11 protein-coding genes are annotated in these 14,600 nt (G+C 50.1%); 9 read left to right on the top strand and 2 right to left on the bottom strand.

The window, feature by feature from the left end; translation table 11 throughout:
- On the top strand, positions 1-451 hold a 451-nt coding region (locus J5I83_RS07650; RefSeq protein WP_304054646.1), incomplete at its 5' end, for a 3'-5' exonuclease.
- A gap of 96 nt (positions 452-547) precedes the next feature.
- Here J5I83_RS07650 and J5I83_RS07645 read toward each other — a convergent pair.
- Positions 548-1,864, bottom strand: coding sequence for an aminotransferase class V-fold PLP-dependent enzyme (locus tag J5I83_RS07645; RefSeq protein WP_304054644.1), 1,317 nt, complete (start codon positions 1,862-1,864; stop codon positions 548-550).
- Between the two features lie 276 nt (positions 1,865-2,140).
- On the bottom strand, positions 2,141-3,658 hold the full coding sequence (locus J5I83_RS07640) for an amidase (RefSeq protein ID WP_304054643.1): 1,518 nt from the start codon (positions 3,656-3,658) through the stop codon (positions 2,141-2,143).
- A 630-nt stretch (positions 3,659-4,288) separates the two neighbouring features.
- Between J5I83_RS07640 and J5I83_RS07635 the strand changes: the two genes are divergently transcribed.
- The 8 genes from J5I83_RS07635 (at position 4,289) to J5I83_RS07600 (ending at position 14,536) form a co-directional block, all read left to right on the top strand.
- Entirely contained in the window at positions 4,289-5,533 is a 1,245-nt protein-coding gene (locus J5I83_RS07635) for an alpha/beta fold hydrolase (RefSeq protein ID WP_304054641.1), read from the top strand.
- Positions 5,534-5,617: 84 nt separating this feature from the next.
- The gene (locus tag J5I83_RS07630) at positions 5,618-8,209 is read left to right on the top strand and encodes an N-6 DNA methylase (RefSeq protein WP_304054639.1); all 2,592 of its coding nucleotides are present in this window, start codon (positions 5,618-5,620) and stop codon (positions 8,207-8,209) included.
- On the top strand, positions 8,206-9,636 hold the full coding sequence (locus J5I83_RS07625) for a helix-turn-helix domain-containing protein (protein WP_304054637.1): 1,431 nt from the start codon (positions 8,206-8,208) through the stop codon (positions 9,634-9,636). Before J5I83_RS07630 ends, J5I83_RS07625 begins: the two co-directional genes overlap by 4 nt.
- Positions 9,633-9,770 (top strand): hypothetical protein, encoded by a 138-nt coding sequence (locus tag J5I83_RS07620; RefSeq protein WP_304054636.1) that lies wholly within the window; start codon positions 9,633-9,635, stop codon positions 9,768-9,770. Before J5I83_RS07625 ends, J5I83_RS07620 begins: the two co-directional genes overlap by 4 nt.
- Complete coding sequence (locus J5I83_RS07615; RefSeq protein ID WP_304054634.1) at positions 9,767-10,966, top strand: restriction endonuclease subunit S; 1,200 nt, start codon at positions 9,767-9,769, stop codon at positions 10,964-10,966. Before J5I83_RS07620 ends, J5I83_RS07615 begins: the two co-directional genes overlap by 4 nt.
- Positions 10,963-12,723, top strand: a complete 1,761-nt coding sequence (locus tag J5I83_RS07610; RefSeq protein ID WP_304054632.1) for an SIR2 family protein — start codon at positions 10,963-10,965, stop codon at positions 12,721-12,723. The genes J5I83_RS07615 and J5I83_RS07610 overlap by 4 nt, the downstream gene beginning before the upstream one ends.
- Positions 12,713-14,137 carry a hypothetical protein gene (locus tag J5I83_RS07605; protein ID WP_304054630.1) on the top strand — a complete coding sequence of 475 codons (1,425 nt, stop codon included), beginning with the start codon at positions 12,713-12,715 and terminating at the stop codon, positions 14,135-14,137. Before J5I83_RS07610 ends, J5I83_RS07605 begins: the two co-directional genes overlap by 11 nt.
- A gap of 108 nt (positions 14,138-14,245) precedes the next feature.
- A complete protein-coding gene (locus J5I83_RS07600) occupies positions 14,246-14,536 on the top strand; it encodes a nucleotidyltransferase family protein (protein WP_304054629.1) in 291 nt (96 codons plus the stop codon).
- The last annotated feature ends 64 nt before the right edge of the window (positions 14,537-14,600 follow it).

Below are 14,600 nucleotides of genomic sequence, written 5' to 3'. Positions count from 1 at the left end.
CGAAGACAGCGCACCGCGGCTGATGCCGGTTTCTGCCGGACGGCAAGGTCCTAAACCGTTGCTGATCAAGCTCCCCAGCCTTGCGCAACAGGCAAGATACATCGCGCAGCAATTGAAAGCAGCCCATCAAGACGGAATGGCCTGGAAGGATATGGCGGTACTATATCGTCACTGGGATCCAATAGGCAAAACTATCAATAATGCGCTTACAGGCGCAGGAATTCCTTTTAGCCGGAAAGACACTATTCAATTTAGTGAAAAACAGGACACCGTCAGACTGCTCACTTTCCATAGCAGCAAAGGACTCGAATTTCCCCTGGTCGCCATTCCCAGAGCAAACATGCAGGTTGACGCAGGCATGAGCGATGAAGAAGAAGCATGCCTGTTATACGTCGCCATGACACGCGCAACACGCGAACTAATCGTGCTCGACAGCGCAGAAACTGTTTAGCATTTCTGAGCTATGGCACCAACGTAGTGCTTTTACATATTTCTGTATCTGTCGTTGGTCACCAGTGGGATATAAGCGGGAATGGCTACTGCTCTATCATTTGCCGCTCAAATCTGCAATCGCCCGCAAAGCAACCGACACTTCCTCAGGGGTATTCATGATGCCAAATGCAATGCGTGCATATGGCGTCGCGTACGGTGAAACGCTTGCAATGATATGCCGTTCAAGCAGTTTGTCGACTACCGCTTCCGCTGTAATGCCGGCAACCTCAAAGCAGATGATGCCCGCGGCAAGCTGGCTGTCGCGTGGCGTGTGCAACGTCACGCGCGGGATTTTCGCCAGTCCTTCCCTGCATAGGCTGTTAAGTTCAGCAATGCGCGCAGCGATACGCACGCGGCCAATAGTTTTATGGAACTGGAAGGCATCCGCCATCGCCCACTGATGTTCATAAGCAAAAAATCCGCCGGGTGAAACCCACTCCGCCCGGGTGGGACCCTTGAGCACTTCGCCTTTCAACCACGCCTCCATGAGTTCGTGGCTGATAAAGCTTGGCACCGTCGGGCGGATTTGAGCCCAGGCAGCATCACGTGCCCAGACAATGCCGGTACCGCGCGGCGCCAGTAGCCATTTGTGTGTGCCAGCCGCCAAAAAATCACAGCCTAACTCTGGCAGAGATTCATCCACCGCGCCATAGCCATGCACCCCATCAACTACCAGCAGAATGCGGTCAACTTCATCACGATGGCGATTCATTTCTCCGAGCGCATCCGCGATCTTGCGCACCGGCAGGCGTATGCCGCTGCTGGAATGCACCCAGGTAATGCCGACCACGCGAGTATTTGCCTGAACGGCTTTCACCAGACGGCCGACGATCTCATCCTCCGTTGCGGCAGAAGATTGCTCGAACAATGCAATACGCCGCCAGGAGGTGCCGTTCTTTTCTGCAGCAAAGCGGATGGATTCGTGGTGCGCATAATGGTCATGCACCGTGGTGAGAATTTCCTGGCCACGCTTGAGCAGCAGGCCGTTATAAACCAGCGCAAGGCCGGTGGTAGTATTGGGTGTAATTGCGTATTCACCCGCTTTGCCGCCCGAGTACGCAGCTGCCGCTTCACAAATCCGTGCGGCCATCTCAAATCTTCCTTGCTTCACCATCAGGTATGGATTCTCGTCTATCGCTTTACGGTATTTTTCGATGGCTTCGCGCACTGGCCGCGGATGCGAAGCAATGTAGAAACTGGCTAGATGAATATAGTCAGGCGATAAGTTGAATTGCGCGCGCACGGAAGCCCAATCATGAGAGTCGAATGCACTGGCTGCATGGTTACTGCCCGTTGCAGCCAACGGCAGCGCAGCACCGGCAACGGCAGTCCAGCCGGCACTCAGCAAAAATTCACGGCGCGTCACAGACATCATCTTTCCTCCTTGCTTGCCTATTTGCCATAATCACGCAGCTTGCGCACATGACCATCAAGGGCGCGCATGAAAAGCACGGCACCTTTAATGCCCGTTCGCTGCAATTGACTGAATCAAACCAATCTAGCGCACTTACCTCATGATGCTAGGAAATAATACATGGACGGGCAATAATGCAAATGCATACAATTTTTATCTCTTCTGGATCAAACCACCCATAAATTGCATTTCTTGCTTTTTGCAGGCCTGATGATCTATGAAGTCGACAAATCATCACATTTCTTTCCAGTCAGCGGCTTGTTCGAATGCATAAGCCGCCTGATAGATCGTCACTTCGTCAAAATGCTTGCCAATCAGCATCAAGCCGATTGGCAAGCCCTCCACCATGCCGCACGGTATGCTCATTGCTGGATGGTGGCTAATGTTAAAGGGGCAGGTATTGCCAATTTGCTCTATTGCTCTGGCTACATATTCTTCCCGGCTCGCCTCGGCAGATGGCAGTTTTGTTGCTTTCATGGGCATGGTTGGCATCAGCAGCAAATCATACTCATTCAGCACAGCATCATAAGCAGCCGTCAGCCGGCGCGTCAGGTTAATGGCCTTACCATAATAATGCGTGCCATGATATTTCTTAATATAGCTGCCAAGCACAGTCAATAATTTGGTTGTTTCGGACAATTCATCAGCGCGTTGCTGCCAGCCATGCAGTTTGTCGATTAAGCTGGTGACATACAAATCCGAGCGTGACAGACCATAACCATTGCCAAACATCATGGTCTGCGTAATTCCCTCCACGCCAATCGGCGTCCATATCGCAGGTGCAATCAGATGGCTGGGAATCGATACTTCATCTATTTGGGCGCCCAGTTTTTGCAGCAATTCAGCCGCTTTTTTCACTTTTGCATCCGATGCTGCTTCTGACTCCGGCCGAGCAAATCCTTCCTTCACCATGGCAATTTTCATGCCTTTGACGCCGCCATCAAGCCTCTGTGAATACGCGATCCGCTCCGCTGTAGCAGATTGGCGGGAATCGTAACCATCCCTACCTGCGATCACCTCCAGCATCAGCGCGTTATCCGCCACGTTTGCTGTCATTGGGCCGGCATGATCGACAAAAATCTCAATCGGCATAATGCCGGTGTAAGGCACGAGACCGTAGGTTGGTTTCATGCCGTAGATACCCGACCAGGCAGCAGGCATCCGGACCGAGCCACCCTGGTCTCCGCCGATGGCCATGTCAGCTTCCCCCAGCGCCACCACTGCTGCGCTGCCGGAAGAAGATCCGCCAGCGGAGTATCCCCTCTTGTGCGGATTATGGACTGGCCCCTTGGCACACGTATGACTTCCACCAGAAATGCAATAAGACTCGCAATGCGTTTTGCCAATGATCTCAGCACCCGCATCAAGCAAGCGGGTAACGACCGTTGCATCAACATCTGGCACATAACCCTCGAGAATGGAACAGCCATTCATCATGGGTACGCCAGCCACCATGACATTATCCTTGACCGCGACTTTCTTGCCTTTTAAGGGACCAGTGGATGCACCCTTAATGACAGTCCTGACATACCAGGCATTGCGTGAATTTTCCTCCGCTGGAGGAAAATGACCCGGGGTACGAGGATATTTGACTTGTGGCAGATCATCGGGCAGGGCATCAACCAGATTATATGCATTAATATGAGGCGCGATGAGGCCTATGTAGGACCTCATATCCTCGTCTGTCAGCACAACACCTACTTCTTTTGCGGCCTCACGAATCTGCTCTGCATTGGGTAAGGGAACAGCCATGATTACCTCCTCATTCGTTTCGATGAAGTGACGGATTCAGCAAATGGTACCGCTTGATCAAACAAAATTGGTGGCTTTTCTCTTCTAATTCCATTTCCAAATCAAAAATGACGCGAAGGCGAGCCGCAGACAGTATAAATAATACGGCAAGGTGAAGCCGACAATGTCAGTTTTGATTTAGAAATGGAATAAGGTAGCCAGAACGCCAGAAATTCTTTTTTCCGCCTTCCTATTTGAACCATGTTATGGTAACAAATGACTTTCTTTCCAGGAAACTTGCCTTAACCCGAATATTTCATAAATTGGCACGTGCCCTCACTTGTCTTTTGATTAATAAGAAAGATTTTGCTCAGTCGGGTGTATGAATCACTACACCACTCCTTCTCAAAACTTCCCTATTAATCAAAATCCTGCGTGATCATCACGCGAATTTATGAAATATTCGGGTTAAAACTGTTTTCATGACTCACAAACGGATCGTTCCAGTAAAACCTTTACCGCTTGCGGTGAGCTTGTCGCACTGCCAGGCAATTGGCATTGACCTTCGGCAGGTTCAGACCAACTGTCGTTCTTGTCAATGTTATGCTGAAACGGTCTATTAGTGATGACTTTTCACCAGAGGGGTTGATAATGAGCGAGCAAAAGAAAAAGATCACCGTCTATTACGATGGTGCCTGCCCCAGTTGCATCAAGGATCGGCAGAACTATGAAAAACTGGCAGGAAAAAGCGGAGAAGAAGTATGCTGGTTCGACATTAGCGGGCAGGACGAACATCTGCGCGAGATTGGCATTGATCCGCGCAAAGCCTTGAGCGAGCTGCATGTCCAGGACGAACAGCAACAGGTCGTGTCCGAACTGGATGCCTATATTGTGTTGATGTCGCGAGTGCCGTTACTCAAACCGCTGGCCTGGCTAATCGGTTTACCGCTGCTTCGGCCCCTGTTGTCGTCACTGTACCACCGCATGGTCCAGCAGCGCTTGCAACGAACGGGGCGGCTGCACATGGATGAAAAGCGGCATTTCCAGAGTAAAGACGGCGTCACGCTCACCTACCGGCGATGGACACCCCCGCAAAACGAACAATCCCCACCCCTGGTACTGCTGCATGGCGCAGCCAGTAATTCCACCCGCTGGTGGTATTTCACTCAGCACAGCCAGCTAGCAGCCGACCGGCTGCTGCTGCGCCCGGATCTGCGCGGCCATGGCGAATCGATTTGGCGCGGTCCGGCACGCATCGAGGAATGGCGTCAAGATATCGCTGAGTTGCTGCAGCACGAGCAGCAATCGCACGCGATTATCGTCGGCCACTGTCTCGGCGCCAACATCGCGCTCAACTTTGCCGCACGCTATCCCGATCGCTGCGCTGGACTGGTACTGATCGAGCCGATGGCCCCTGAAGCTGTCACGGGCGTGCTCGCCCGGCTGCGGCCATTTATTCCGCTGCTGCGTGTTACTGTAGCGCTGATCAAACTGCTCAACCGGCTTAGCCTCTATCGGCGCAAACTTGGTACTTTGGACCTGCAGCTACTGGATCGGCGCGTGCATGAGGCCAGTCCTGCTGAGTTGGAAACAATGCTGGCAGATTACGGCAAACCCAAGCATGATCTCAAAGTGATCCCAACAGCACAATACATCAGCAACCTGATCGAAATCATGCGCCCCCTGCCCCTTGCTGAAGTGCAGTGCCCTGCCTTGGTCATCCAGTCAGGTGGACACAGCATCACCGATCCAGAGCGCACCAAAAACCTGTTGCAAGTATTGCCGCAAGTGGAATTTGCTACAGTTGATTCTGAACACTGGCTGCCCGCCACTCATCCTGACGAACTACGTGAATTGATTGATGGCTGGGTGTTGAAGAATTCTACCCTGCGTTAGTCATCGCATTATTGAATCCTCTCTGCAACACAGTACAATCTGGGTCACTGATAACCGGCTACAACCAACAACAATAAAAACTGAATGCGTCAACTCGAACACATTGAAGCCATCGAAAAACGTCTCTGGACTGCAGCCGATACGCTGCGTGCCAATTCCAACTACGCCAGCAACGAATATTTTCTGCCTGTCATGGGCCTGGTATTCCTGCGCCATGCCTACAGCCGCTATCTGACGGTCAAGGAAAAGATCGAACCCAACCTGCCCAGCCGTGGTGGCAAGACGCGCCCGCTGACCAAGGAGGATTTTTCCCAGCAAAGCGCCATCTTTCTGCACCCCAAAGCGCAGTTCGACACGCTTGTGGCTCTGCCTGACAGCGCAGACCGTGCACATGCCATCATCGAGGCAATGGAATCGATTGAAGCCGATTACGAAAGTCTGCGCGGCGTGCTGCCCAAGAGCGAATATCAGGAACTGGATAACCAGGTGCTCGGTCAGTTGCTGCGCACGCTCAATCCCGACGAGCTGAAAAAAGTATCCGGCGACGTGTTTGGCCGCATCTACGAATACTTCCTCACCCAGTTCGCCGACCAGAAAGCGCACGACGGCGGCGAGTTTTTCACGCCCATTTCACTGGTGTCGTTGATCGCCCATGTACTCGACCCGAAACAGGGTACGGTGCTCGATCCCGCCTGCGGCTCTGGCGGCATGTTCGTGCAAAGCGCACGCATTGTCGAGGAGCATGGGCAAAGCCCGACGGAGAAACTCACCTTCCGCGGCCTGGAGAAAAACGCCACCACCCTGCGCCTGGCCAAGATGAACCTGGCGGTACACGGCCTGGAAGGCGACATCCAGAAGGCCATCACCTACTACGAAGATCCGCATGAACTGGTCGGTCGTGCCGATTATGTCATGGCCAATCCGCCGTTCAACGTGGACGAGATCGACGCCGACAAGATCAAGCGCGACCCGCGCCTGCCATTCGGTCTGCCCGGCATCAACAAAAAGGACAAAGTCAGCAACGGCAATTATGTGTGGATCAGTTACTTCTACAGCTATCTGAACGACAAAGGCCGTGCCGGTTTCGTCATGTCCTCACAGGCTTCCAGTGCAGGGGGCGGCGAAGCCAAGGTCAGGCAGAAACTGGTCGAAACAGGCGAGGTGGACATCATGATCGCCATTCGCTCCAATTTCTTTTACACGCGTACTGTGCCTTGTGAACTATGGTTTATTGATCGGGGCAAGCCCGATCGACCCTCATCCCCAACCCTTCTCCCAGCGGGAGAAGGGAATCATTATCGAGGAGGATACGATTTCAGCGGACTGGTTGAACGTGCGCGGGAACTACGCAAGAAGCAGACACCAGCGGAGGAGATATTCTGGGAATTGGTGCGTGATCGCCGCTTCCTGGGTCTCAAGTTTCGCCGGCAACATCAGGCTGGCGATTACATTCTCGATTTTTACTGCCACGAAGCACGTATTGCCCTAGAGCTGGATGGTCCCGTTCACGACGATCGAAAGGATAAAGACCGTAAACGTGATGCTTATTTACAATCACATGGAATAAACGTAATCCGTATCGCCAATAATGAATTGCTCGAATTCCCTGAACAAACCCTGCAAAAAATTGCTGAGCAGCTCCCCTCTCCCTCTCGGAGAGGGGCCAGGGGTGAGGGAGCCATTGCCTATAATCAAAAAGGCAATGTCTTGATGATTGATGCACGCAACATCTACCGCAAGGTCACGCGCAAAATCTACGACTTTTCCCCCGAACAGCAGCAGAATCTGCTCGCCATCGTCTGGCTCTATAGGGGTGAAACTGAGCGTTACCTGCAACTGCTCGCGCAATACCTCAGCAACACGGTCGAACAAGCGCACGCCTGCTTTGAGCTAAAAGATGAACCGGGGCACGTCGTGCGTCCATTACACGCTTATACTGAAGCACTGAGCGCATTGCGCAGCACGATGTCGCCTTTCCTGAACAACCAGCCTGAAACCGGCCCGCAGGCGGAAGTGCTGCAAGAACTGGAGAAGGAGAGCATACTGTTCGAACAGGATATCGAACAATTCCGTCAACATATCGAGAAAAATGGTGGTTGGGTTAGCCCGCAGGGCGTAACCCGACAATCAGACGCCGACAATACCTCAGCTTCCGATGCAGCCAAGACGCTCAGCCATGCCGTAGATATCCTTGCACCCTTGGCTGAAGCGAGTCGCGATCTGATCATGCAAACTGACCTGATCTATAAACTCGCTACCCGCCTAATCGACACCTGCGAGAATGAGTGTGAAGCCCGCGACAGCGATGCCTGGGCCAATCGCGACATTACCCGCGCCCGCAAGGCCGCCGATAAGGCTCGCGCCCAGGCTGTGGAACAGCTCAAGCAGGTGCGCTATTTCTGGAAGCAGGCCCGCTGGCTCGCCGAACGCTTTCCCGAGGCTGAACTGCGCGATGTGCAAGGACTGGTCAAACTGGTAACGCTTCAAGAAATCGCAGCCAATGACTGGAGTCTTACCCCCGGCCGCTATGTCGGCGTGGCACCTGAAGAACTCGATGAAGACTTTGATTTCGAAGAGGCCCTGCGCGAAATTCACGTCGAATTGGAGGACCTGAACACCGAGGCCGTGCAACTGGCTGCGACCATCAAGAAGAACTTCGAGGAGCTGGGGATATGAGCATCGCCGAACTGCTCAAGGCCGACGAAGGCAAGACTCTGGAGTTCAAACGGGATCTCTCCTCCCCGCGCAACCTCCTCAAGACGCTGGTGGCCTTTGCCAATACTGCCGGCGGCAGGATCATCATTGGCGTGGCAGACAAGACACGGGAGCCAGTCGGGATCGACAATCCGCTGGATGAGGAAGAACGGCTCTGCAACCTGATCGCCGACGCCATCAGCCCCCGCCTGGTACCCAATGTCGAAATGACCACGGTCGACGGCAAAACCCTGCTGGTGATCGAGATTTTCCTGAGCAATTCCCGTCCCCACTACCTACGTTCCGAGGGGCCGGAAAGCGGGGTGTATGTCCGGCTCGGTTCCACCAACCGCCAGGCCGACCGGGAGCTGATCGGCGAACTGCGCCGGTCCGTTGAGGGAGTCTCGTTTGATGAACTGCCCATGCCGCAACTCTCCATGGATGATCTCGCGATCGACGCGATCAAACGCGCCTTTGCCGGTATTCGCGAAATCGATGAGCAGGCGCTGCTCACCCTGAGACTGCTGGTTAAGGAACAGGGCAAAAGCGTGCCGACCCGGGGCGGCGTGCTCCTCTTCGGGCGTAACCGGGTTGCGCAATTCCCCGATTGCTGGGTGCAATGCGGCCGGTTCATCGGCACAGACAAGGCCAGGATCTTTGACCATATCGAGCTGGAGGAACCCCTATCGGTACTGGTGGACAGCATCATGCTTTTTCTCAAAAAACACGCCATGCGTGGCGCGGATTTTTCCGAAGTACGGCGACGGGATATCTGGAGCATTCCTCTGGAAGCCCTGCGCGAAGCGGCCATCAATGCCCTGGTCCATGCTGACTGGTCTCAGCGCGGCGGACCTGTTCGGGTTGCTTTCTTCGACGACCGCATCGAAATAGAAAACCCAGGCATTCTGCCACCGGGCATGACGGTGGCAGACATGCGCCAGGGTGTTTCCAAAATCCGCAATCCCGTGATCGCCCGTGTATTCAGGGAATTGAAACTGATCGAACAATGGGGATCGGGAGTCCCTCGTATCTTCCGGGAAACCGCAGCGGCGGGTTTTCCCACCCCATCCATCGTCGAACTGGGCCTGCGCGTGCGTTTTATTTTTCCGTTAGCTGAAATGATCAAAACAGCGGAAGTTCCACATCCACAGTCAGGAGCACAAGTCATCGCACAAGTCACCGCACAAGTCACCGCACAAGTCGGTGAGTTCTGCCGGGAACCGCGTTCCGCCAGAGAGATCATGGAGATGCTCGGCCTGAAACACTGGAAAACCTTTCAGAGTAATTATCTCAACCCTTTGCTGGAAGCAGGCTTCATCGAGCGCACCATTCCCAACAAACCCCAAAGCCGCCTGCAGAAGTATCGCCTGACCGAAAAAGGGAAAAATGCGCTGGGGGATAGAGTATGAGAAATTGTGAAACAGGCTGTTTCGCTAGTTGTGCAAGGGAGGCTGACATCATTGTTGGACTGGAAGATCTGAATGTCGAGGTGATTCAACTCGCCACAACCATCAAAAATAATTTTGAGGAGTTGGGGAAATGAGTTGGATGCCACAGAGGTTGGATCAACTTGGGTACCTTTCACGCGGTCGTTCTCGACACCGCCCACGTGATGCCGCTCACCTCTATGGTGGACCCTATCCTTTTATACAGACCAGCGACGTTAAGCACGCCGGCCTCTATATAACTGAGTATAAACAGACTTACAACGATGCTGGTCTTCAGCAAAGCAAGCTTTGGCCTGCAGGAACGCTTTGCATTACAATCGCTGCCAACATCGCCGATACCGCAATACTCGGAATAGATGCTTGCTTCCCAGATAGTGTTATTGGCTTCATTGCCGATGAAAAGAAAGCTGATGCTCGCTTCGTAAAGTACCTGTTCGATGCGACAATCAAAAGGCGTGTTAAGCAATTCACACAAGGAGCTGCTCAAGACAACCTCAGTCAAGAAAAACTGCTTTCAATTGAGTTTCCGATCCCAAATGTGAGCGAGCAAAAGAGGATCGCCTCCATTCTCTCCGCCTACGACGACCTGATCGAAAACAACCGGCGGCGGATACAGTTGCTGGAACAGGCGGCACGGCTGCTCTACAAGGAATGGTTCGTCCACCTCCGCTTCCCCGGCCACGAACACACCAAAATCATCGATGGCGTGCCGGAGGGTTGGGAGAGGAAAACAGCATTTGAGGTAATGGATATTCTCAGTGGAGGAACACCAAAAACAAATGTACCGGAATACTGGAATGGAGATATTCCATTTTTTACGCCAAAAGACACAACAGATTATGCTTACGTTTTTGTAACAGAAAAGCATTTGACTGATCTGGGGATTAAGAACTGCAATAGTAAACTTTACCCCAAAGACACTGTGTTTATTACGGCACGTGGAACGGTAGGAAAGATCAATCTCGCCCAGACTACGATGGCTATGAATCAATCGTGTTACGCATTAATCGCAAAACCTCCCCTCAATCAGTATTACCTCTATTTCGCACTCATTGATGGCGTTGAGCATTTCCGCAGCCGAGCGGTGGGCGCAGTGTTTGATGCTATCATCCGCGACACATTCAAGCTTATACCCTTTGTAGCTCCCGAAAGGAATCTAATTCAAACATTTACTGAGCATACAAAACCGATACTTAAGCAGATAGACATCCTTTCTACAGAAACACGTAAGCTTATACAAGCGAGAGACTTGCTGTTACCACGTTTAATGAATGGAGCGCTAGCGGTATGAGCAATGAGATCAATCAAATTTCAGCAAGCAAATTCTTACAACACTATGTTCAAAACGCCTCTTATCTAATGTGGTTCCTAGGTGCAGGTACTTCACGTTCAGCAGGTCTACCTACTGCAATCGATATTATCTGGGATTTAAAGCGTCGCTATTACTGTCGGCATGAAAATCAAGATTTGCAATTACACGACATTAACAACAATGCCATAAAGCATAAGATTCAAACATACATGGATAGTAGAGGATTTCCGGCTCGCTGGAGTCCAGAAGAATATTCATTTTATTTTGATTTAATGTTTGGTAATGACTATCAAGCCCAGCAACAATATATCCATGAGGCTCTTTCAAGCGACAAAATTTCCCTGAATATAGGCCACCGCATATTAGCTGGCTTAATGGCGATGGGTAAAGCAAGAATCGTCTACACGACAAACTTTGACGAAGTTATAGAAAACGCTTTTGCAGAAGTCACCAGCAAAAACCTGTCAACCTATCATTTGGAAGGCTCTTATGCTGCATTGGATGCTTTAAATAAAGATATATACCCACTTTATGCAAAAATCCATGGTGATTTTCGCTACCGGAGCATCAAGAACTTACCAGAAGATTTGCAAAACAACGATAGAGAAATTCAGAAATGTTTTCTGGCAGCTACAACAAGATATGGACTAGTGGTATCAGGCTATAGTGGTCGTGATAGGAATGTTATGACGATGTTTCGTGAAGCAATTAATCAAAACAATGCGTTTCCATATGGATTGTTCTGGGCAACCCCAAAAACAACCAGTGTAGAAGATGGGGTGTGGGAACTTATCGCAGATGCAAAGAAGAAAAGCGTGGACGCACACGTTATTGAAATCGGAACTTTCGATGAAATGCTCTCAAAAATATGGCGTCAAGTAGAAGGTAAGCCTCAAGCACTTGATAACAAAATTAGAACAGCACGTGCTACAAATTTTTCTATTCCACTTCCTGCACCGGGCAAGCAGTATCCAATCCTACGTACCAATGCACTGCCTGTACTTATGCTTCCACTTCGATGTGGCATGGTTGAATTAAACGACTCTATCACATTTGGAGATATCAAGAAAAAAATTATTGAAATATCGCCAAATGCTGTTCTAACTTATACTGACAAAATATTGTTCTGGGGAAATAGCAAAGAAATCGTTAAATTACTTGCTGCAAATAAAGTTAGAACGATTAAATCTTATGACATTGAGGAAGGGTTAAAGCTCACATCTGAATCTACCATCATAAGAGCCTTTTTCGAAGAGGCACTTGCTACAGCTCTTTGTCAAAGTAAACCGCTGTTTCTGCGTCGTAGCAAAGACAAAACATATTATGCCGTAGTAAAAAATTTAGCTGCAAATGACAAGCTATTTTCACGAATGCGGAATGAGCTTGGTGATATCACAGGAAACGTACCAGAATTGAAGGATGTAACTTGGGCGGAAAGTGCTTCAATCCATTTAGAAGAACGTGGTGGAAATTTATGGGTTATGCTTAGGCCGGACATCTGGATCAAGCCACTCTCAAAAAGACAGGAAGCACGCAGCTTTCTGCGTCAGCGATGTCTGAAACGATATAACAAGCAATCCTATCAGCTTTTAGATATGTGGATTGAAATATTGCTCGGCAAAGTAGGATCTGGAGATACAGTCAATGTATCCTGTTTTCAGGATACTGAATACAGCGCGGAATTCAAGATTGGAACCCGAACTGCATACAGCCGGAAGTGTGGCCATGAACGCTAAACTTTCTAGTCTTCCTGCATATTCCATCTTGCCAGAACCTCATCTCTTGTTTCAGGAAAGCAAAACAGACACACATCCACTTCGTGGTCTCGTACGGTATGGTCCGTACAGCGCTGGTTTAGGTCTGCTCCACCACGTGAGATTGGCCTATCTGGCACCAGCAACATATATGGGCAAACTAGACAGTCTTGTATCAGAACTCAGCAATGCTGCCGTAGCGAAAGAAGCCCTTAATTACTATATTCAATATCCTGGGTTTGAAACCGTGTTTCGCGCTCCATTGGTTCCGCCAACAGAAGTACTTAAATGCGCTATGCCTAAAGAGTGTGACGTGCTTGCTGATTCAAGAAATGGGACTGTTCTCTCTGAGAACATTTTCCAGTCGATGACCAATCTGCTAAGGCAGAAGAATAACTTTGATGTGGTTCTCATTTATTTACCGCAGAACTGGAAGCAGTGTTTCGAGTATGAAGGTTTCAATCTGCATGATAGGATCAAAGCAAAAACTGCCTTACACAATCTACCAATACAAATAATCAACGAAACGGCTTTTACCCGTAATTGCCGTGCAAATGTAATGTGGGGCATCAGTGTTGCCCTTTATGCAAAGGCTGGCGGTATCCCATGGAAGCTTGCGGAATGGGACAAGGACGAAGCCTATATTGGCCTGAGCTATGCTATCAAGAAGCAGTCGGAAGGAAATGATTACACAACTTGTTGCAGCCAGGTCTTTGATCCAGACGGCACCGGTTTTGAGTTTATTGCCTATGATACACGAGAATATACAACCGATCGGAAAGGTAATCCATATCTCAGCTATCAGGAAATGCAATCGGTTCTCTCAAAAAGCTTGCACCTATACCAGAATAGTCATAACGGTCGAATTCCTCGCAAAATATTCGTCCACAAATCAACGCATTTCACAGAGGAAGAAATTCAAGGCACGCTCGACGCCTTCGGCAGTAAAACTGAAGTCGAGCTTGTTCAAATTATACGGAATACAAACTGGTATGGTCTTAAAGTTGATGGCCCACAAGGCACCAATAAGAGCACAACTCCTGCCGGTTACCCGATAGATCGCGGTCTATATCAACCTTTAACAAGTTCGGAATGTCTATTATGGACACAAGGCAGTGTATTAAACGTCAATCAACAAAACACAAATAAACCGGTTTTTAAGGAAGCTGCTCTGAAACCGCTTCCCGCTCCGATAATCCTGCGCCGCTTTTCTGGTGAGGGAGGATGGCATGACACCTGCGCGAGCATTCTCGCTCTTACAAAAGTTGATTGGAATAACAATACACTGTACAAGACGATGCCTGTGACTATTGGCTATTCACACCTCTTTGCTGAAGTAGTCAAACTAACACCTGAGATCAAGAACGATGTCTATGATTATAGATTTTTTATGTAGCTAAGATAACAAATAAAAAATCAAACGATTATTCCTGACCCAACCTTAATATTTGTTTCATATATATTATGCTGGACCGGGGTTCGTAATAAAGCAAGAGAGACCACAATGTTATTAGATAAATTGCGCAGCCAAAAAGATGTCATCATGGCACTGTGTAGTCAGTACGGCGCACGACGCATTCGCGTGTTTGGTTCTGTCGCCCGGGGCGAAGAGCAATCCGACAGTGATGTCGATTTTCTGGTGGATTTTCCACGGGGTTACGATCTGTTTAAGCAGCGCATCCCGCTAACTGAGCGGTTGGCAGATTTACTCCATCGCCGGGTGGAGCTGATCCCCGAACATGAATTGAACCGTCATATCCGCGAGCAAGTATTAAAGGAAGCGATAGAGCTATGAGTAAGTTTAGGCACGACAATAGGCATCACATGATGTACTATATGATGTCTCTAAACTTTTGTGG

Source organism: Nitrosomonas communis, from assembly GCF_024102715.1.
In the GTDB taxonomy this organism is placed as follows: Bacteria; Pseudomonadota; Gammaproteobacteria; order Burkholderiales; family Nitrosomonadaceae; genus Nitrosomonas; species Nitrosomonas communis_B.
This window is presented reverse-complemented; position numbering and strand designations above follow the sequence as displayed.